The following is a 20,103-nucleotide window of genomic DNA, read 5'->3' as shown; positions in this document are numbered from 1 at the left end:
CGTGGACCTGGGAGGTGTCTTTGCAGGTGCGATGACTGGAAACACCACGCATATGGGCGCTTCATTCGTACAGGGAAATTGGGCCCATGGTTTCCTGCTTGTCGGTGCGCTGGCGATTTTCTTTGTTAGTGCGATCCTGACCAGCCTGGCGCGCCTTCTCTGGCTTCCAGCTTACGGCGTTATGTTCATGACGATCCTGATGGTGCTGGCACAGGCGGCTCATTCATCTCCTTACCGATACTGGGGTGAGTTCCTGATTCTTCCGGCTCTGTTGGCTGTACAGGGAGAAACCATTGCAAAATTTTCCGGCACACCGATGCCGACGATTGTTATTACAACCAATCTTCTGAAAGCCGCATCCGGCATTGCAACCTGGATGGCTGCAAAACTGGCACCGTCGCGAGTAACGACGCCGCTTTCAGGAAGTATTCTTCTGCCGGGGCTGTCCTTCCTGTCTTTCTTAATGGGGGCAGTGATGGCAGCACTCGGGCTGGCAATGCACGGCAGTTTTCCGTTTCTCTGGCCCCTGCCATTTCTGGCTCTGCTTTACTGGGACGTCTGGAGAACAGAGCGTGACGGGCGTTACGAGGACTGAAAAGAGCCAAAGCTGAATATCACAGAACAATCTGGCCTCTGATGCTTTAAACCCTCTTGTGCAGTTGCGTTTGCAAGACGCCCCCTTAGAAAACTACGCAATTATAATTTCTTCATGTCAACAATTTCGCTGGCAGAAAAATAATAATCAGAGTCAGCTCTCTGGAGAAGGTATGAATTCGATTTGGGTGCAAAAATAATCTTCATGGGAAGTGTTACGTGATATCCCTGCACACGTGCGTCATATTGGACCTCGGGTCCGTGTATTTCATAGAGAGCACCGAGTTCTTGGACAGTCATGTCAAAAACCTCCCCTTGCATCTGGGATAGATAGATTTCCATATTGGGAAATACTAATTCTATTATAATATCTCAGATGTGGTCTATGCGCGAGCATAAAGCCCAATCAAATTTATAAAAAAATTATTAATATTGAAACATTCTTTGAAAAATAAAGAAGCCATTTCGTGTGTATGAATTTTGGACGATCTTGCATCTTCGAGAGACCCATATTCGTGAAAATGCCTCTGTCGATATATTATCTGAGTTTTTCTCTCCTTTTACTAAGTGGTCTTTCGCAGGCTGGAGCAGAAACACTTCATGATGCCATTCACTTGGCCTGGCAAGCAGATCCGAGGCTGGCATCTTTTCATACGGATGCTTTTGCAGCCAGGAAAGAGGCCAAAGCGGCACGTGCCTGGTTTCCTGACAGTCCAACTATTACAGGCGAGTATCTTGACGATCATTTTATCGGTAGCAAGGTCGGTTATACAACGTATCAAGGTGGTATAAATTTTCCTTTGTGGCTGCCAGGACAAAGCCGCGCGATTGCCAATGAGGCACTTGGAAATCAGGAAGTTGCCGACGCTAATACTCAGGTCGAAAAACTGGTAACAGCTGTCCGTATCGTCACGCTGACCAGCGAGGCGACACTTCAGCAGGAAACCATTCGAAATTTACGTCATGCCGATACCCTGTTGGGAAATATCGCTCACGTTACTGAAGTTGCCTATCAGAATGGTGAACTGTCCGGCTCTGATAACGAAGCGATTGTCGCAGAGAAAGAAACCCTTGAAGGCAGGATTTCGGATGCCGTTCAATCTTTGGACGGTATCAAAGCTGATCTTGAAGCTCTGACCGGATACGAGGATATTCCTGATCTTCTGTCTCTTTCAGGACATATCCTGGATGGGCGTAACCTGGCTCTGAACGTTGAACGAGATCCAAGAGTCAGGCTGGCAGAGGCCATAAGAGGTGTCTCAAAAGCATCCTACGAAGTTGCGCGTCATTCCAAAATCCCCAATCCGCGCTTGGGTGTCATGGTCAGCCGGCAGGAACAGTATCAAAGTCCGTGGGATACGCAGGTAGGGGTTCAGATCCAAATCCCTCTACCAAGTGCAGCCCGAAATACTCCCATGGAAATGAAAGCGGTCAGGGCTATGGCGGCGGCAGACCGGGATGCCATTCTGGCGCGCCGAAAAGTCCAGACCGAATATCGACAGGTTCACACCCGCTTTCGTTCCTCGCTGACAATTCTGCAACACAGCGAAGCAACCAATATCGCACTACAGAAACGTGCAAACGATCTTGAAAACGCCTGGAAGGTCGGAGAGGTGCCGGTCATAGAATATCTCCGTGCGCGCCGCAGTGCTCTGGAAGCGCAGCAACGAGCCTCTCAGGCGAATGTCGTCTGGCACACTGCCATGATCAGAATGATGCTCCTGACAGGAGAGACCCCGTGAAAAAATCCATCTTTGTGTCTGTGCTGTTGGGCATGAGTTCTTTGTGCTTTCCTGACGTAGGCATGGCTGAAAAGACCGTTCAGATTTCGCCGGATGCTTTTAAAACGGAAAATATTGTGATCGCTACGGCGATAGCCGGAACGCTGTCTGATCATATGGATGTTCCGGCCTATGTCGCACTTGATGAGCGCCATGTCGCCCGTATCCACCCAGTCGGAAACGGCCGTGTTCAGGAAGTCTTTGTAACGCCAGGAGAGAAAGTCCAGAAAGGCGCCCCCCTTTTTAAATATGAAAATTTCAGCCTGGCAGATCAGGAACAGAGAGCTAACGAGGCACAGGCGGCTTATCAGCAGGCCCTGGCGCAAGAAAGTAACGCAACGGATATTTATAAACGTGGACATGCTTTAGAGGGGGGCGTTGTCTCTTCCGGCGAAGTAGAGCGACGCTTCGCATCGTTCAAAGCAGCACGTGAATTGGTTCGTCAGAGACAGGCAGAGTTAACTACGGAACGGCAACGTCTCGCACGGTATTCGACACAATTGGAAAAAGGAGAAGGTCTGGTTTCTACCGTGACATCTCCAATCAGCGGTATTATCCGCAAGATTTCAGTGACGCAGGGAGAGAGTGTTTCGAATACAGCCTTGCCAGCAGTTGAAATTGACGACCTCTCGCAGGTCTGGGTCATCTCGCAGGTTGATCCACAGAAAGCTGGACTATTGGCTGCTGGGGGGCAGCAATTAACATACATCTCTGCGAATCAGGCTCCTATTTCTTCAAATATTACTCTTATCGAGGCCAGTATTGAGACCGGAACCAGACATGTTCTGGTGCGTAGCCTCGTAACAAATCCTGATATGATTTTGCGTCCTGACATGCTTGTAAAAACTCGTTTGATGACAAGAAATCGCGTCTCCGGCGTTCTTGTTCCAGAAGCCGCCATTCAGACATTGAATGGAGAAAATTGTGTCTTTGTTCAAAAATCAGATCATGAATTTGTTCCGAGGAATGTGACTGTCGCGACTACTCTTGAGGGAAAAGCTTTGGTGACAGAGGGTCTCAAGGCTGGGCAGAAAGTTGTCTCACAAGGAAGCTTTGTCCTGAAGTCGCAATATCTTCTGGCGCCGACGCCTGATCATTCCGAAGCACGGGACTAGATCATGAATTTCTTTTTGCATGTCGTCAAAGGCCGGAAAGGAATTCTGGGCTGTATTCTTCTTCTGATGGTGGCAGGTCTTTTCGATCTTCGCTCTCTTCCCGTAGAGCCAGTTCCAGATATTTCGCCACGTCAGGTCCTCGTCTCTATTCAGGCACCTGGATTACCGACAGAAGAGGTGGAGAAGCTCGTTACATTTCCCATTGAAACGGTGCTGTCGGGGGTTGTCGGGCTAAAAAACCTAAGATCGGTTTCCCGTACTGGCGTGTCAGTTCTCTATCTTCAATTTGATGACAATACGAGCATTTACCGCGATCGGGACCTGGTGTCTCAATTTCTGGATCAGGCAAAAAATACCATTTCAGTCCACGGACTCTCCATTAGCATGGGGCCAATGGCCACAGGTATGGGTGAAATCATGCAACTGGAGATTAAAGGGAAAGGCCAGTCTCTTACAGATCTGAACCGTATTCTGAACTGGTCTGTTGTGCCTAAGCTGCGACTGGTTCCTGGAGTGGTGGATGTCAACGTCAATGGTGGTGCGTCGGAGACGTACGAAGTCGCGCTCGATCCAATGGCCATGCGTCGGTTCAATGTGTCCATTTCAGATGTTTTTAAAGCCGTCGATACTGGCAATGAGGCCGCTGGGGGGGCGTGGATAGAACATAATGATGAGCAGCACATTATTGTGGGTCGCTCCCTCATCGATGACCTCAAAGAATTGGGAGAAGTTCAGGTCAAAAGTGGCCCAAACGGAGAGGTTGTTCATATCAGGGATATTGGCACTGTCCGCAAAGGTGCGCTTCCAAGGCTAGGAGCTGTAACACGGGATGGTAAAGGAGAGGCTGTGAATGCAGTTGTTCTTCTGCAGGAGGGCGCAAGTGCCCGTGACACGCTCAACCGGTTAAACACAATTCTCCCAACGCTACAAAAAACACTCCCAGAGGGCATCACCCTGGAGCCGTATTACAGCCGTACAACGCTGACAGATGTGACGATTGATACCGTCAAGGAAAACCTTGCCTTGGGCGCGTTGCTTGTTCTGGTGGTGTTGCTTGTCGTTCTTGGAGACTGGAGGGCTTCTCTGGTCATCATGTCCATCATTCCTTTTGCTCTGCTGGCTGCGATGGTTGGGATGCACCATCTTGGTATTTCAGCCAATCTTCTCAGTCTTGGGGCCATAGATTTTGGAATGATTGTCGACAGTGCACTTGTCATTGTCGAAGGCGTTCTGAGTATTTCCGTTATTGCGGGGCTGACTCTGCAGCAGCGCGTGGCCAAAGTCACGGCCTCTGTCGCCCGGCCTGTGATTTTTGCCGTGTTTATTATCATGCTGGTCTATCTGCCGATCCTGACACTGGAAGGTGTCGAAGGGCGGATGTTTCGACCGATGGCAGAAACCATTATCCTGGCATTGCTGGCTTCTCTGGTCTTCGCTTTTCTGGGTGTGCCGGCTTTATGTGCGATGATCATGAAGGGTCATTCAGGAAGCGCTGATACAGCAACTGGATCTGAAGGACAGGAACATGATTTCAGTGTTGAGAGTCATGACACACGATTTATCGCCTTTTTAAGGCGTGGCTTTAACCCGGCAGCGCAATACTGCCGCACGCATACAAATCAGATTTTCATGGTTGCAGTCAGTATTCTGCTTGTATCTGTCTTTTTAGCGACGCGCCTTGGAGGAGAATTCATCCCACAACTCCAGGAGGGTGATTTGATTGTCACGTCAACGCGTCTTCCAGGCATCTCTCTCGATGCGTCAGTGCGTGCCGTTACGAACATTGAAAAGACCCTGCGACAATTTCCCGATGTTCGCATGTTGGTGAGTAATACTGGAACGTCAGCTATCCCTACAGATCCACAGGGCGGAGAACAAAGCGACACCTATGTTTTGCTGAAGCCGCGATCAGAATGGAAGACTGCACATTCCCAGGAAGGGCTCGTGAGGGCATTTGACGCAGCACTGCGCCAGAATAATCCCGGTTCGCTTTTTTCGTGGAGTCAACCCATTCAAATGCGCATGGATGACATGCAGGCCGGAGTGCGCTCACAGATTGCAATCGGCATCTACGGCCCTGATATTCGCCAGCTACAGGAACTGGCACAACAAACGGCAGATATTGTCAGCAGGATTAACGGTGCGGCGGACGTCGCTCCCCAGGACGTTGGGACGATTCCATATCTTCATATTGATGTGGATCGAACAGCCGCAGGTCGGCTCAATGTGGATACAGCGGCTATTCTTGATGTTGTCGAGTCCGTCGGCGGACACGTCGGGCCGCCGGTTTCAACGGGTGATGCTTTAATTCCAACCGAAGTGCGGATCGACGCTCCGCAAAGGCGTACTCTTGAGGATATCAAACGCCTCCCGGTCGCGACACGAGATGACCAGATGGTTGAATTGTCTCAGGTCGCTAAAATCACGCTGACTGATGGGCCAGCGGCCATCCGCCGCTATCAGGGGGAGCGACGGATGATGGTGCAGGCGAACGTGCGCGGGCGCGATATGAGTTCGTTCGTACAGGAAGCTCAGACGACCGTTGGCCAGCAACTTAAACTTCCCCATGGATATCGTGTTGAATGGGGCGGGCAGTTTCGCAATCTCCAGTCAGCTGTTGCTCGATTGGAGATTGTCGTACCGATTACCTTGGCGCTTATTTTCTTTCTGTTGGTGTTCGCGTTTGGGGATATCTGGGTAGCGGGCCTGGTCTTCCTGAATCTGCCGTTTGCCGCAACGGGTGGTATCCTGGCACTGACGGTAAGATCCCTGCCGTTTAGCGTCTCTGCCGGGATTGGGTTTATTGCTTTGTTCGGGGTGGCGACCTTGAATGGAGTAGTCCTTGTTTCCTGCATTCGGGAAAAACGAGCAGCAGGGTTGTCGGCGCGCGTTGCCAGTCAGGAGGCCGCTGAAGAGCGGTTCCGCCCTGTCATGGCTACAGCTACTGTGGCCTGCCTGGGTTTCTTTCCGATGGCGTTTTCAATGAGCGAAGGGGCTGAAGTCGAAAAGCCATTAGCAACCGTTGTTATTGGAGGGCTGGTGTCATGTACGGCCCTGACTCTTCTCGTCTTACCCAGTCTGTATGTTAAGCTGGACGAATGGAGAAGAAGCCGACTCTAGAGAAAAATCACACAGATAGAGCGAGTATCATCAGATAATCGCTCTATATTACACTATTTACGGAATTTTTTTTGTGAACAAAATAATATTAAAAATATCTTTTATAATTTTAGTCTTACTTTTTCTCGTAGTAATTTTTATTAAAAGCCATCAGAAAAGTCCGACAGTGGATGAGGTTCATGACTACTTAGTCAACTATATTTATCAACCTATTCCTGCTTCCAGCGCAGAAACCGGCCTGCAGCGCCTGAGGCGCATTGAAATGTTAGAAATGCGTCAGGGCTTGAATCCGACTTTCGAGGTAACTGAACTTTCTTGTCAAAAAAAGGGAGTTTTCAAAATAAAATATATTTGTCACTTGTCGGTAAAAATCAAGTATAAGGCACGCGACATAAAATCTACCTTAGAGATATATAGAGATGATCTAGGATATATATCTGGAAAAGAACTTATAGAAAATCAGTAATTTAAATATTCTTATGATACGAATTCATAATATTTATTTTTAATAGGCCAAAAATACCTTTCCCCAAGGTGCTGCAAGCACTTCAATTGCTATCGTCATTGGCTTCGGGAATCTAAAAAACTATATGACCGGATAGGGAGGTGTAGTGATTATGCATTTGCAATACCCGGAATGGCTGCTTACGATTATTTCCTCGCCAATAGCCGACATTCTGCTTACCCCCCCAAGTCAGTCACAGCGCTTGATTGGTCAGAACCCCATCGCCTCTCTCTGAGCCTGCCGATTCACGACCCCTCTCCCCTGGAACGCAGTACGGCGCCTGAGATCCCGTCCCCAGCCGTCCCGCCGCGCCTGGAGCGGGATCTCGTCGATGAAGCAGCTCGGGTTGGCCTGCTCGCCCCGACGGAACTCGCACCAGGACACACTGACGCGCTGTCGGCCGCGCGTCAGTGCGACATAGGCCAGTCGGCGTTCTTCAGCCGGGTCACTGTTCGTGCGCGATGGAAACAGCGTGTCTTCCCAACCGATCAGAAACACATGCCCGAACTCCAACCCTTTTGAGCCATGGATCGTCATCAGCTTCACCCGGCCGACACTGTCATCGTCCCGGCTCTCGGAGCCAAGGGCCGCATGGTCAAACAGTTCCTCTACCGAGCTGAACTCGTTGGCGAGCGACAGAAGCTCATGCAGATTTTCCAGCGCCGTGCGTCCGTCCTCTCCGGCCGCCTGATGCATCGCGAGATATCCACTCTCTTCGACCAGAACTCTCAGACGTTCACCCAGACTTGGTTCGTCGCTGCGTGCCCCTTTCAGAATGATGTCCAGGAAGCCGCGCAGCTTGTCAGCAGCCTTGCCGGTGCGTCCCTGCACCGTGCGCTCCGCTGCATCATAAAGCGAGATTGCCTCCTCGTCTGCGACCTGCTCGAATTTCGCCATAGCCTTGGCTCCGATCCCTCGGGTCGGCTGATTGACGATCCGACGGAAGGCTTCGTCTGACTGCCGCTCATACGGAAAACATGTCAGACGCAGGAAGGCGAGCGCGTCTTTCACCACCGCGCGCTGCCAGAAAGCGGTATCATTGACCAGCTCATACGGGATCTTCGCACGTAGCAGAGACTCTTCCAGCAACCGGGAGAGATGGTTGAACCGATACAGCACCGCCATGTCCTCATAAGGCACGCCTTCTAGGGCACGACGTCCGATCTCGGCCGCAATCCCGGTGGCCTCATCCTGACTGCCGGTATGCCGCAGAATATCCACTGGCTCGCCATCTCCAGACGCGGTATAAAGCGTCTTCTCCAGACGGCTCGTGTCATGAGAGATGACCGCATTGGCCGCTGAAAGAATATGACCGGTCGAACGGAAGTTCTGCTCTAGGGCAATCAGGCGTCCGGTCGGGAACTCCTTGAGAAAGCTTCGGATAATCCGGACATTGGCTCCACGCCAGCCGTAAATTGACTGCGCATCGTCGCCGACAACGAAGAGCTCGTTGTGGTCTTTGGACAGGCATTTCAGCCAGAGAAACTGGAGCCGGTTGACGTCCTGGAACTCATCGGCCAGCACGCAGTCAAACCGGTCCGCCCAGTCGCGCCTGTAGCGTTCATCCCGCAGCATTGTCACGGTAGGCCATAGCAGCAGGTCTGCAAAATCCGCGCGATTGCTTTCGCGCAGCATCGCCTGATAGGCAGGATAGAGGACGGCCGCATCCCGCCAGATCATAATGTCATCACCCTCAGTGATGGCATCCGTCGCAATCCGTCCCTCGACCCAGGTGACGGCGTCCGGGGGAAGCACCATGTTTTCCTTGAGCATGGCAATGCGCGAGCTGACGGACTTCACACGCTTGCGAAATGTTTCTCCATCGTCAGCATTCATGACGCCTGCTTCAATCGCCTTTTCCAGAAGGCGGCGCACGATCTTCGTGCTGTCTTCGCTATCACAAACGTCGAACCCCGGACGCAGCCCGGCAATGTCGGGGTCGGTCCGCAGCTGACGGCGTCCGTGCGCATGGAAGGTCCCCACCCAGTACGGCGCCTGCGCGATGTTTAGCGCCGCCGCAATGCGGGTCTTCATTTCCCCGGCCGCCTTGTTGGTGAACGTCACGGCCAGAATGCGATCCGGCGCCATGCGACGCTTGACAACACGATCGACGATCCCGGCCACCAGCGTCTTGGTCTTGCCAGTCCCGGCACCCGCGAGAACAACAACGGGCCCCGTCTGACGTGCGGCCTCTGCCTGGGAGGAAGTCAGTCCGGAGAGATGATTATCCACGACCACGTCCCTGCTCCCGGGTGCCATGAAGAACTTCGCACCGGCTCGCACGGCGGCCATCGAGGCTCAGGATCATGTCCGGCTCCACCATCAGATCAAACTCACGCCCGAAGTCCCACGTCCCGTCTGCCAGAACCGTTCCCCCGACGATGAGGCCGCGCAACACATCGCCACCGAATACGACCTCGGCGTAGGTCTGCGGGAAGGGCGGCTGATTGTGCAGCAGGGCCCAGGTATGCCAGACGCGGGTTGTTTCGGCGTCGGCATGCCAGGCGGCGGTCAGTTCTGCGACATGTCCCAGGAGTGTTACGGCATCCGGACGGTCAGGTTGACGCGTGCTTCCGGGAATGGTGCCGATCAGAACAAGCTGCTGCTCTCCCGCCTGACAGGTCAGGAACCTGCTGCTTCCGGTCGGAGACTGAACAAACAGGACGATGCGTCCGGAGAGATCCCAGCCTGCTGCACTCCAGCGTCCGCCAACAACGAGACCCTGGCTCCGTTCCCCCTCAGGACCGTATTCCACCAGAGCCCAGGGAATGCGACATCCGAGGTCTGGCATCAGGCGCAGATAATGGTCCGCGTCCGGGTGCGCCAGAAAAGCCGCTCTCAGGGCGTCATTTTTTTCGTGGCCGGGAAACAGAGCCTCCATTTCCCGTCGTGCCTTGTCATTCGTCATCAGTCTCTCCTCAGGCAGCGCGGGCGGCGGCCACAACAGTCTTCAGGGCGTCGTTGAAATCTTTGCAGCCCCCGTGGGGAATACGGCGGATCACACGGACACCGGCTTCACGGCCCAGCTCTGCCAGGCGCGCGGCGTAGCGGTTGCCGGCCTCATCATTATCGGTTGCGGCCACCAGAACGGCTGCCGGATCTTTTGCCATCTCAGTCAGTTCGGCCGTGAGGGCTTCGACCGTCTCCGGTCCCATGCCACCTGCGGTCGAGCAGTACAGGGTTTCGCGCGTGCGCTCACTGTCGAGGGCGGCATAGGACAGGGCATCAATGGCGGATTCACTCACCACCAGACGACGGACCGTGCGCGCAAGGCCGGGCTGAAACCGGAACAGCGTTTTGACCGTACCCGACAGACACATGCCCTTGGTGTCCGGACCGCGCAGTTCCGCACCACAGATGGTCCCCTTGGCATCCCGGTGGCAGAACCAGGCGGCGTGATAGCCGTCCCGGATGCAGCCGGTCATGATGGCCCGACGCAGAACCCACTCCGGAAGGCCGCGCTCCTCTGTAAGGTACGCCCACACCTTTGTGCCGGATGTCAGTTCCTTCTTGCCATGCCAGCGCTCGGCCGGGGCAGCATCTGGCGTTTTGGCCTGACGCTCACGGACATATTCTGCCCCCTTTGGCGCAATGCCCACCAGCTGACCCAGCTCACGGCAGGCCTCATGGAACTTCAGACCGGGTGTCAGGCGCTGGATCAGGGAGAACACATCCCCCTTTTCGTCCGATCCCGTATCCCACCAGCCGCGGCCTTCATGGTTGACAATGATCGTCTCACCCTTGCCCGCCCGGTACTTCAGAGCGTTGCGCGTGCTTTCGGGCTTATCGAGAAGATAGCCATGGCGCTCAAGCAGCAGAGCACAGGAGACACCTTTGACGATGTCCGTCCGGTCGTTGTCAGACAGTCTGAACGGCTCAAAGCGTGCCATGATCGTCATCCTTTTCGTTTCGGGACGGCGCAACGGTCAGAACCGGCCTCAACGCCCCTGTGATCTGGGTTTAATTTAGGAGAAATCCGCAAATATTGCAAGTTAAAACGGTGGTTTTCTGCGGTTTTATCGGGTTTTATTTGCCGTTACTGTGCTATATACAAACATCATCGCCACAAACTTAACGAATACTTAAACAAGCCTTTCGTTCGACCCGTGCCGGAGGCAAAAGGGGCGAAAGCAAGCGCAGCGACGCCTTTCGTCCCGACACTTTCAGGTCCGTCACAAACGCAGCGCAGGACAGGATGCCTTCTCAGGGGACCCGGCTGCACGGAGCAACCGAAGGGCGCGGAGGAAGCTGGGGTGGAAGGTCGTCTTGTCCGGAGTGAGGCTTGTGGCACTCCAGACCTTTCCCGTAAGGAGCCCCCAAGCCGTCAGGCACAGTTCCGATCCGCAAAGGGACTGGGCACCACGCTCATCTGCTGTGCGCTCCGCGCACGCTCGGGGAGATGCGCCGATCCCTCTAGCTCGTGCGCAATGGCGTCGATCTGAGCCTTCAGCGCCTGAATATCCTGCAGGCCAATCCGGTCCCTGCGAATTTCAAGGCGCCCGTACACGGCAATGCGTTCCGCCCCGTTCTCGATCGTCAGATCATCGATCTGAACGCTTTCGCCTGCATCCAGGAAAGGAATAAAGCTCATGGTGTGGTCTCCAGCAAAGGACCGCCAGAGGCGGGCCGGATACGGACAGCGTAGGGACTTTTCAGAGGGCGGGGCAGCGACATGGCCGTCTGGCGGATCTCATCTGGGAGCGACGGGAATGGATCCACACCGGTCGCTTTGGCCAACGCGCCAATGCTGATGATCGTACAGGTGGGCTGGCTGGTGTTTTGACAGAAATACGCGCCCGCTCCGTCTTCGGCGGGGTCGTAAACAGCCTTCCACGTCGCCACCGGCACAAAGACCTGATGTGCACCAATGGTATTTACCGAAGCTCCGAAAGCCGGTCCCGTGACGACATAAAGTTCTCCATCTCGTCGTGCGAGACGACGCACAGCCATTTCCACGCCTGTCCAGATGCCTTCGTTCAACTCAGGCGTCTGGGGGACAACATTGGCGAGCGAAAAACTCTGCTCCTGCGCCTGCAGAGTGGGCTCGTCAGCAGAGCACACCATATGGCCCCGGTCGTAGTCCGATCTACGGTAATCACTCAGCTCGGCCCGGTCTTCAAAAGACAGACGCGGATCGGCATGAAAAAACCGGACGACCCGCCCAATCTGCATGCTGCGCTCCAGATCTTCCTCGGTCAGGTGTTCGGCCGTCCATAACGGGCCATGACTGATGCCCGAATGCAGCACAGCAAAAGCGTCATTGCACAACAGCACGGTCTTCTGCCCAAGCGCCGCGTTAGTCAGAACCGGGAGCTGATTATCTCCTCCAAAAGCGGAGCACTCTGCAGCCGCTGCGTGGGTTATGCCTGCCCATAGCAGGCTCGCCAGGGTCAGCCCTGTCATCGGCAGTCGCATGGCCCATCCTTTTCTTCCCGAAGGCTTCTGTCTCACGGCGCAGGATGGCACGGCCTGTTGTGAGTGCAGGATCGCGCCCGTCAATGGGAGACACTCATAAGTGTGCGCTGCGCTGAACGATGGGCAGCGCTGGCATCACGGCGCAGTGCGGCGCGTAACGCCGCTCCAAGACGATCATCATTCGCGTCGTCAGCGAGATGATCTGCTTCCGCGTAAAAGCGCCGTGCGCGGCCAATGGTCTGGCCTGTTGAAACCGCCCTGTGAAAGACAGGCGCTTCAAGTACGGGAAGAAAACTGGACGCGGGCGTATCGCTCTGGACCTGCATGGTGCGGTTCCTTTCTATTTGTTTGCCGGATGCGGGCCGCACTGCGGCCCAGATATTCGTGGAGGAAGGAGGAGATCGGGAGGCCTGGTCTCAGTCCCCGGTCCGAGGCAGGGGAGCGCGCTTCACGGCCATCCCATCACTTGCAAAACAGAGCATTCCGTTATGCCGGTAATGATTGCGTCGCACCTTGCGGTACACGCCTGACAACTCCGCACCGCCTATGCAAAACGTCTCGTCAATCTGGAGGTCTGCGAACAGAACCGTGTCCGGTCCGAAGACTTCTGCCTTTTTTCGGGCTGCTGTCAGATCCGTTTTCCTGCGCTTGGACATACTCTGCCTCTCTCGGATTATTTCGTTCCCGATCGGCAGCCTCGTGGGGCGGACGGCGTGGCAAGGGCGGCGCTATGCGCCGGGAGCGGAGCGACGCACCCTTGCTGCGACGCCTGCCCCATGAGAGCCCCTTCCCTCCCTCCTCTTTCTCCTTCCCGCGCGTCTCCTTTCAGCCCCCAAGAGGTTTTCGCGAGGGCCTAATAAGGCCGGTATCTAATTGTTTTTGTTGACTTTTATTTGTGGTGCGCTTTACGCTTGCACCACAACAAAAGGAGGGCGCCGATGAGTGCACAGACAGATCAGACCGCCACGGTGATCCGCTTTCCACAAGAGCGGCGTCGCGCGCCAACCCTGGACGCGCTGACCGACGCAATCCTGCCCGAGACGCAGTTGCGGGCACTTGCAGAAATCCGCGGCGTGACACCGCCCCGACAGGTTGAGCGCCTCCGCGCATTCGGACGTGAAAGAGCGCGACAGATTTTCGGAGCCACGGCGTTGCCCGAAACCCGCGAAGCCCGTCAGCACATGGCGTCTGACTGGCTGACCCTTCTGGTCAGTCGGGCCCTGGCCCGGGTTTCCGACGCACGGTCTCTCACGGAACAGGCGGAGCGTCGCGAGATCGAAGATCAGCAACGCGACGGCATCTATGACGATCTTGCGCAGGCACTGCGGGCCGAAATCGTCGCCTGGGAGACGGCCCAGAATATTCTCGGCGGGTGGGAGGTCGTCCACGGACTGATTGATGATCCGGACTCCTGCGCCGTCACGGACAGCACAGCGTGTCAGAGCAGACCCATCTGAACAGGCTGCTGCCGGGACAGAGGTGCAGATAGCGCCGGAGCCAGTGAAATGCGGCCTGCATGATCGGCCGGTACGCCGTGACGGTCGAGCAAGCTGCGCAACAGCGCCTGCTCGCCCCGGAGCGTTTCCTGCCGTAGTTCAGCGCGGTACAGGTCCAGCACCTGATGCTCGACCAGAAGAGCCGCGATCCGGCTTTCCACGTCTGACCAGGTCCAGGCGGGATCGCCGATCCCGCCGCGCGCGACGATCTGATCGAGGAAGGCGAGACGCCCCTGCGTCGAGCAGAAATACCGTCCCGCAAAGCCGTCCCGGTTAAAGCAGGCGATAAACCCCCACATCTGGCTGACGCGCTGGTACAACGCCTTGCTGAACCCCTCCTCTGGCAATCCTTTCGCAACAAAGGCGAGGATTGCATTGGCCAGTTTGGCTTTCTCCTGCGGTGAACTCCACTGAGTGGCCGTCAGGCCCTCGGCCTCAATGCGGACGCGCCGCAGGTGTGGCAACAGCAGGCTCATACGTGAGCCTCCTGTGCGAGCGCGGAGAGCGCCTCCGCGACCGCGCCTGCCAGTTCGGGTCGGCGCGCGATCAGCCAGCCCGTCAGGGCGGTACGATCCGCCGCGTCGACAAGGGAGACGACGCGATCGACATCGCAGCGCCGCAGCTGCTCCACGCTGTCAGCAGCCACGGCAACGGCCGAGGCCCAGATCTGATCGCGGGACCACGGACCCGCAGACACCGTGTCAGGCGTAGCATCGGACATTCTTCTTCTCCTGAAAGATTTCGAGGACCCTTGGTCAGGCCAGGAATTCGAGTGTTTCCGGAGTGATGTTCATGCGCAGTGTGTCGCCTGACGCCTGCTTGAGAGCCTGCCGCACAAGCGCTGCGTCCAGGAACTCGCATCCGTCATCCCCGCCAAAAGCCTGGCGTTTCACGTCATGAGCCCTGCCCGCGTTCTGTTCCGGGTCCGCTTCGCGCGCATACGCGCACAGATTGGGCTTCTGACCGTCATCGGACGGCAGAAGGGGAAGCCCGTTCGACATCATGTAGATCCCGTGATCGCCAACCAGCCACAGACCCGCAGGGATCTTTGTGGGATCGACGTCTTCCTGAAGGCCCCATTCACGCGCGCCATGCCCGGGCTTGCGCAGGCTTTTGTCAAAGAGCTGGGTCAGCGTGGCGCGGCGCTCGGACGCGGCCTCGGCATGGGCAAGAAGGCGCTCGATCAGCGCGCGGTCAAAGGTCACGATCATGGGATAATTTCCTCGGATCAGAAATGAAAAAACCCCGCTCGGTGGCGGGGCGTGTGGCGTTCGGAGAGGTGGAGGCTTCAGCCCCGACCATGGGCGGTGTGGGACGCGGAGGCGAGATAGTGATGGGGCACCGGGCCAGCCAGAAAGCTCGGCAGGCACGTAAAGGCGAAGACCAGGGCGAGAAAACCGAAGAACCCACCGGCCAGTCCGGCAACGTCCTTGATGTCCTGAAGGGTCTGTTGGGAAATCTGCATGAAAGGTCACTCCTGTTGCCGTCATCTCTTTTCTCTGATGACCTCTCCGGCACAGGCACAGGATGGTTGTGATGGCACAGGCGCCGCGTAGCGGCGGGATCTCCACGACCCGGAGCCCGTCAGGGCGAGGACGCGTGGAGACCCACCCTTTGCCAGCGCAGACAGCCTGTGCTGCCCCTCTCTCCTTCTGCGTCTTTTCCTCTTTCTTCTTCCTGCTCTCCCTCCACCCGGCTCACGCGGGTGACGATACGCGGTTCAGATGTGTCCATTTTGGCGCGCGGACTTCTCCTGCCCGGCCTCATCCACCAGCTGATAGGCCGTCAGGGTCATGTGGCCTGTCCAGCGATGCCTCAGGACGATCATGGGAACACCCTCGACCGTGCCATGCTCCCCGCGGCGACTGGCCTCGGCGATCTGGGCGCGCGTGACGCGCGGCGGCTGCGTCCGGGTTCGGAAATCCGTCTCGGCCGCCTGTCGATCCGAATAGGGGCCGTGCCAGAGCTGGGCGGCTTCTTTCGGCCAGAACGACGTCACGCGCAGATAGACGCGCCCATCCGGTGCAACGCCAAGATGGACCCTGCGACGATCCAGAAGACAGGTCTCGATCTGGAGAAGGTTTTCATCGACCATGGAAAACTCGCTCATCTTTTGAACTGTTGGATCTGGCAGTGGAGACATCATTCGCTCCCCTGCATTGGCCTCAGGCGGCCAGCTGATCCGCTAGCGAAGCTGCGATCAGGACGGCGGCGGCCAGGGCAGGATGCTGGTGGGCGCGATAGCGCGACACCAGAGTGTCCCGGGTCTCGTTGCCCAAAGCAGCCGCAGGCGCGCCAATGGTCTCGAGACTGGCGGCGACTTCCGCGGCCCACCCCTTGAAGCCGAGATGGCCGTCCTCAGACAGGCGTTCGGCCTCGGTGAGCGAGACCTCGCGCGGCTCTGCAGCGTCCATGAGGAATGGCGTGTAGCGTGTTCCCCATGAGGCCACACCTGGCGTGCCCTCGTGAGGTACCGGATCTGCAATCGTGGTCTCTAGCCATTCGGAGGTGCCAAGCTCCTCTGAATCATAAGCCGCGTCGAAGCCGCGCGGCTTGCGGCTGCCACGATTGACCGTGATCATGATCTTGAAGGACTTGCCGGGATGCTGGAGCGCTGTGTCGCGGCCGAAGCTCAGAATGAGTGGCTTGAGGCCATCCACCGACTTCGCCTCGACGGTGCGGCGCTCACCAAGATGGGACATGAGCGCCATCGTGGTGCTGGTGAAATAGCCCTCACGCTTTGCGGTGGCGGGCGTAGCACTGAGCGTAAAGAAAGCCATGTCGATCTCCAGATATGACAAAGGCCGCCTCGCGGCGGCCTGAAGAACTGTGAAGGGGTAAGGTAGGGTCAGAAGACGTATTCGGCGCTGCCAAAGACGTCCTGCCAGGGGCTCCGGCTTTTCGAGTGGCAATCCGACGCCGCATCATAGAACCCCGATCTGAACCGCTTTCTGATGTCGTCAACAGTCTTCTGTGCCGCATCGTCCAGCGGGGCATCGCAGCCGATCAAGACGGACCCGTAGGAGGATTTGCGCACCCGGAATTTGTGTTTTGGCAGGGCGGCTTTCAGCAGACGGCGGATGTTCTTTCCTGCCAGCACGCCGCTCTGGTCCGATCCCTGCTCCAGATGGGCGTATTCAGGAGCGGTGCGCAGACGCTCGATTTCGGCCGCATGCGCCGCCTCAGCCTGATCTTTCTGTGCCTGCTTTTCAGCGCGGCACGCTTCGGCATGAGCGTGCAGCTGCGCAATTTCCTCAGGGCTGGCCTTGGGCTCGTCGTGGAAGATCGTCCACTGCACACCATGCAGAATGCTCTCGGGCAGCTTCTTGCTGACACTCCCGCAGGCAAAGACGATATCAAAGCTGGCATTGCCTCCCGCGGCGATGAAGCCGCCAGCAAGGCGTCTGATTGTCTCGGGACGAGGCGTGCCATGGACCGCAGACACGACGCCCCGGCCTCTGTTGTACAGGATGGTGCTGACGCGGGTGCCTACGGTGACAGTCGGGTGTTCAGACATGCTGATCTCCTTCTCTTCATGTCTCTTCAACTGTCCTCTCCGGGGTCAGGGCCTGACTGGCGGGGCAAGGGCGACGCGTCAGCGGCGGTCCCGCAGGCGTTAGCCCAGGACACCACCCCTTGCGGCGACAGACAGGCTCTGGCACCCCGCCCTTCTCTCCTCTTTCTGTCTCTTTTCTCGTCTTGTTTCCTTGCGCGGGCTGTCCTGCCCTGTGGAACAAGGCTGCGTCTCACCGCATGAAAAAGGGCGGAGCCATGCTGACTCCGCCCTTGAAAATCGCAACCGGTTCGTCCAAGTTCAGAGGTGAGCCGTGAGGGGCTTCGCAAAAAACACCTCACGGCCCGGTTTACCTTAAGTGATTTACTCGGAGAGGCTCTTCAGTGCGGTGGCAACCGCCTGAAGGGTCTTCTTCGTTTTACGAAGGATCTTCGTAAACCACTTACGGTCCACCACGATCACGAAGATCATGGCTTCCCCTTTCACTCTGACGACTGTGGGCAAGCGACCCCCGACCCACATCCGGTTACGATTTTCGGGGGCCGCGACGTCTGAACCGTAACCTGAACAGACGTTTCGTCGCGCGGACTCATCAGGCGACCCCAATCTCCTGTTGTGCCAGATCAGGCGCTACGCGCAAGTCTGGCCCGGAACGTGGCCGCAATCGCGTTGCCTCAGACCCGAAGGATCTCCAGCCGCCCTCCCATGGCAGCCTGCATGGCCACCAGTTCCTGCGGCACCACGAGGTCGCGTGTTTCTGTCGGCTCATTCTCTGTGACGTCTGGCTCGCCCGCGTCTTCTCCGCCCTCCTCGTCCATCACGTTTTCCAGATCCTCCGCGTCCGCACAGTTCAGGTCGTCTTCATCCCCGTCTTCCAGTTCATCTTTCAGGCCGACCCATTTGGCGCGGCGGGCCTGCTGCTCCCGCACTTCCTCTGTCCAAGCACCAATCGCCTGCGCAAAACCGGCGGCCTCCGGGACCCAGTGTCCGTCTCCCACGGCATTCAGTAGGGCAGCGCGCATCTCCTTGCCCGTATTGAGTGGCGCGAGCCCATGCGCCTGAACCGCCTTGGTGATTCCGGGCTTGCTGTAGGTCTTCAAGAACGCCTCATCAGCCATGGTCGGCATGTGGGCGTCCGCGTTGAACAGACAGCCCAGCAGTTCGGCTGCCATGCCGGAGCCGGAGTGCATACTGACCTCGCAGTTCATAAAGCCCGCGAGGCTTTCCAGCGCGTGCCGGCGGATCAGCGCTTCATCACGCACCAGTTCGCCTTCCGGAAACAGCGCTTCCATGGCGGTCTTCACCGCGTTCTCCTGAGGCGAGCTGCTTTCGCAGCCGTAAAGATGGACGTTGTTCGCATTCAGCGCGAGCAACAGCCCAGCCACCAGATCCCACGGATCTGCGTCTTCGTTCTTCGCCTGCAGGGCCTTCTTCAGTGCGAGGGTCCGCACAGAGCCGATCATCTTCAGACCCGTGCCCGAGATGTCAGCGCGCTCCTTCTTTGGGGGTGGCGTCTGCTCCACCACACGCGGTTCGGAGCGGACGGTCTCTTCACCCGTGTAGCGGAACTTCCGCTCTTCGACTTTCAGGGTACTCCGATTGAGCCAGTAGCCGACAACATCGGTCTCCCGCTCGCCCATCCAGTTCGTGACGAAGTTATAGCCTTCTGGTCGAAGCGGAGACCCGTGCTCGCCCGTCTCAACCGCAAGCGTTCCTTCGGGACGATGCTCGGCAATCCAGTCTTCCTGCGCGGCCCGAAACGCCGTGGCATCCGTGACGTAGCGATTGTCCTCACTGCCCTGCCCGAACAGATCTTCAGTCCAGACGACGCCATGCTTTTGCGCCAGCGCATCGTCAAACCGGGCATCACGCGCATACCACTCCTCCTGACGCAGGTGCCAGGTGAAGTCGCGCCAGTCCACGGTATCCTCCGGATCCTCGGCGTTAAGGCGATACCCGGCCGGGTCCTCTCCCTCCTCCACGCTCTCGGCGAACATCTCAGCCCAGGCAGCGGCCTGATCCTCCAGAGACGACAGGGCCAGAGTCCGACGCTCTTTCAGGTCGGGGCCGCGGCCAATCTCGATGGCGTGCAGGATTGGCGGATGCAGCTTCGCCAGCAGTGTCAGTCCACGGAGATAGGCAGGCGTGATCATCAGCGCCATGCACAGCTGTTGATCCGTATAGCCAAGGTCTTCGCGCATCCGGGTCACGGCACGCCACTGGTCCGGCTCAGACATGCCTTCGCGGATCATGTTCTCACTGGCCGCCGCCAGGGCTTCATGCTTGCTCTCTTCGTGCGTCACATGAACCGGAATTTGGGAAAGTCCGGCATAGATGGAGGCCCGTTTCCGCCGATGACCCGCTATGATCATCAGACGCCCGTCTTCCAGCTCCCGCACTTTCGGCGGGTGAATGAGTCCAACCTGCAAAATGTTCGCCGCAAAGCGTCGGATACTGTCCTGGCTGCTTTCTGCTTTGCGGGGATTATCCGGATTGTCGACAAGGCTGTTCGGATCGACAAGGCGCAGTTCGTCCATGATGGGCTCCAGTGATGTCGTAAGGG

At 56.9% G+C, this 20,103-nt stretch carries 21 protein-coding genes; 6 read left to right on the top strand and 15 right to left on the bottom strand.

Annotation, left to right across the window (positions count from 1 at the left end):
* From HKD32_RS13910 to HKD32_RS13890, 5 genes are all read left to right on the top strand, one after another.
* Nucleotides 1-595: YoaK family protein (locus HKD32_RS13910; protein ID WP_194258322.1), on the top strand; the 595-nt coding region annotated here is incomplete at its 5' end.
* 520 nt (nt 596-1,115) lie between these two features.
* Nucleotides 1,116-2,336 carry a TolC family protein gene (locus tag HKD32_RS13905; protein WP_194258326.1) on the top strand — a complete coding sequence of 407 codons (1,221 nt, stop codon included), beginning with the start codon at nt 1,116-1,118 and terminating at the stop codon, nt 2,334-2,336.
* A 32-nt stretch (nt 2,337-2,368) separates the two neighbouring features.
* Complete coding sequence (locus tag HKD32_RS13900; RefSeq protein WP_337905553.1) at nt 2,369-3,490, top strand: efflux RND transporter periplasmic adaptor subunit; 1,122 nt, start codon at nt 2,369-2,371, stop codon at nt 3,488-3,490.
* A 3-nt stretch (nt 3,491-3,493) separates the two neighbouring features.
* A complete protein-coding gene (locus HKD32_RS13895) occupies nt 3,494-6,610 on the top strand; it encodes an efflux RND transporter permease subunit (RefSeq protein ID WP_194258320.1) in 3,117 nt (1,038 codons plus the stop codon).
* A 73-nt stretch (nt 6,611-6,683) separates the two neighbouring features.
* Nucleotides 6,684-7,076, top strand: coding sequence for a hypothetical protein (locus HKD32_RS13890; RefSeq protein ID WP_194258319.1), 393 nt, complete (start codon nt 6,684-6,686; stop codon nt 7,074-7,076).
* Nucleotides 7,077-7,325: 249 nt separating this feature from the next.
* Here the strand turns inward: HKD32_RS13890 and HKD32_RS13885 are convergent, their stop codons facing one another.
* The 7 genes from HKD32_RS13885 to HKD32_RS13855 all read right to left on the bottom strand — a co-directional run bounded on the left by HKD32_RS13885 (nt 7,326) and on the right by HKD32_RS13855 (nt 13,186).
* Nucleotides 7,326-9,374: an ATP-dependent helicase gene (locus HKD32_RS13885; RefSeq protein ID WP_194258318.1), complete on the bottom strand. Its 2,049-nt coding sequence runs from the start codon at nt 9,372-9,374 to the stop codon at nt 7,326-7,328.
* The gene (locus tag HKD32_RS13880) at nt 9,340-10,023 is read right to left on the bottom strand and encodes a hypothetical protein (protein ID WP_194258317.1); all 684 of its coding nucleotides are present in this window, start codon (nt 10,021-10,023) and stop codon (nt 9,340-9,342) included. The genes HKD32_RS13885 and HKD32_RS13880 overlap by 35 nt, the downstream gene beginning before the upstream one ends.
* A gap of 10 nt (nt 10,024-10,033) precedes the next feature.
* Complete coding sequence (locus HKD32_RS13875) at nt 10,034-11,005, bottom strand: DUF3991 and toprim domain-containing protein (RefSeq protein ID WP_194258316.1); 972 nt, start codon at nt 11,003-11,005, stop codon at nt 10,034-10,036.
* A gap of 434 nt (nt 11,006-11,439) precedes the next feature.
* Nucleotides 11,440-11,706 (bottom strand): hypothetical protein, encoded by a 267-nt coding sequence (locus HKD32_RS13870; protein ID WP_194258315.1) that lies wholly within the window; start codon nt 11,704-11,706, stop codon nt 11,440-11,442.
* Nucleotides 11,703-12,530 carry a DNA/RNA non-specific endonuclease gene (locus tag HKD32_RS13865; RefSeq protein WP_194258314.1) on the bottom strand — a complete coding sequence of 276 codons (828 nt, stop codon included), beginning with the start codon at nt 12,528-12,530 and terminating at the stop codon, nt 11,703-11,705. Before HKD32_RS13865 ends, HKD32_RS13870 begins: the two co-directional genes overlap by 4 nt.
* Before the next feature lie 80 nt (nt 12,531-12,610).
* On the bottom strand, nt 12,611-12,856 hold the full coding sequence (locus HKD32_RS13860; RefSeq protein ID WP_086649742.1) for a hypothetical protein: 246 nt from the start codon (nt 12,854-12,856) through the stop codon (nt 12,611-12,613).
* 90 nt (nt 12,857-12,946) lie between these two features.
* Nucleotides 12,947-13,186: a hypothetical protein gene (locus HKD32_RS13855; protein ID WP_086649743.1), complete on the bottom strand. Its 240-nt coding sequence runs from the start codon at nt 13,184-13,186 to the stop codon at nt 12,947-12,949.
* Between the two features lie 282 nt (nt 13,187-13,468).
* On the opposite strand from HKD32_RS13855, the gene HKD32_RS13850 reads away from it, so the two are divergent.
* Nucleotides 13,469-13,987, top strand: coding sequence for a hypothetical protein (locus HKD32_RS13850; RefSeq protein WP_194258313.1), 519 nt, complete (start codon nt 13,469-13,471; stop codon nt 13,985-13,987).
* On the opposite strand, the gene HKD32_RS13845 is transcribed toward HKD32_RS13850, so the two are convergent.
* From HKD32_RS13845 to HKD32_RS13815, 8 genes are all read right to left on the bottom strand, one after another.
* Nucleotides 13,969-14,502: a hypothetical protein gene (locus HKD32_RS13845; RefSeq protein WP_194258312.1), complete on the bottom strand. Its 534-nt coding sequence runs from the start codon at nt 14,500-14,502 to the stop codon at nt 13,969-13,971. The two genes, HKD32_RS13850 and HKD32_RS13845, sit on opposite strands and share 19 nt — an antisense overlap.
* Entirely contained in the window at nt 14,499-14,747 is a 249-nt protein-coding gene (locus HKD32_RS13840) for a hypothetical protein (protein ID WP_194258311.1), read from the bottom strand. The genes HKD32_RS13845 and HKD32_RS13840 overlap by 4 nt, the downstream gene beginning before the upstream one ends.
* 34 nt (nt 14,748-14,781) lie before the next feature.
* On the bottom strand, nt 14,782-15,237 hold the full coding sequence (locus tag HKD32_RS15340; protein ID WP_228119059.1) for a DUF3085 domain-containing protein: 456 nt from the start codon (nt 15,235-15,237) through the stop codon (nt 14,782-14,784).
* A gap of 77 nt (nt 15,238-15,314) precedes the next feature.
* A complete protein-coding gene (locus tag HKD32_RS15335; RefSeq protein ID WP_156472135.1) occupies nt 15,315-15,491 on the bottom strand; it encodes a hypothetical protein in 177 nt (58 codons plus the stop codon).
* A 255-nt stretch (nt 15,492-15,746) separates the two neighbouring features.
* Complete coding sequence (locus HKD32_RS13830) at nt 15,747-16,172, bottom strand: hypothetical protein (RefSeq protein WP_194258309.1); 426 nt, start codon at nt 16,170-16,172, stop codon at nt 15,747-15,749.
* A 19-nt stretch (nt 16,173-16,191) separates the two neighbouring features.
* Entirely contained in the window at nt 16,192-16,938 is a 747-nt protein-coding gene (locus HKD32_RS13825) for a hypothetical protein (RefSeq protein ID WP_228119058.1), read from the bottom strand.
* The gene (locus HKD32_RS13820) at nt 16,875-17,543 is read right to left on the bottom strand and encodes an LPD29 domain-containing protein (RefSeq protein WP_194258308.1); all 669 of its coding nucleotides are present in this window, start codon (nt 17,541-17,543) and stop codon (nt 16,875-16,877) included. The genes HKD32_RS13825 and HKD32_RS13820 overlap by 64 nt, the downstream gene beginning before the upstream one ends.
* Before the next feature lie 671 nt (nt 17,544-18,214).
* The gene (locus HKD32_RS13815) at nt 18,215-20,077 is read right to left on the bottom strand and encodes a ParB/RepB/Spo0J family partition protein (protein ID WP_194258307.1); all 1,863 of its coding nucleotides are present in this window, start codon (nt 20,075-20,077) and stop codon (nt 18,215-18,217) included.
* Nucleotides 20,078-20,103 lie beyond the last annotated feature (26 nt).

Source organism: Gluconobacter japonicus (assembly GCF_015244665.1).
Classification (GTDB): domain Bacteria; phylum Pseudomonadota; class Alphaproteobacteria; order Acetobacterales; family Acetobacteraceae; genus Gluconobacter; species Gluconobacter japonicus.
The sequence above is the reverse complement of the archived record's forward strand: the minus strand, read 5'-3'. Positions and strand labels throughout refer to the sequence as shown.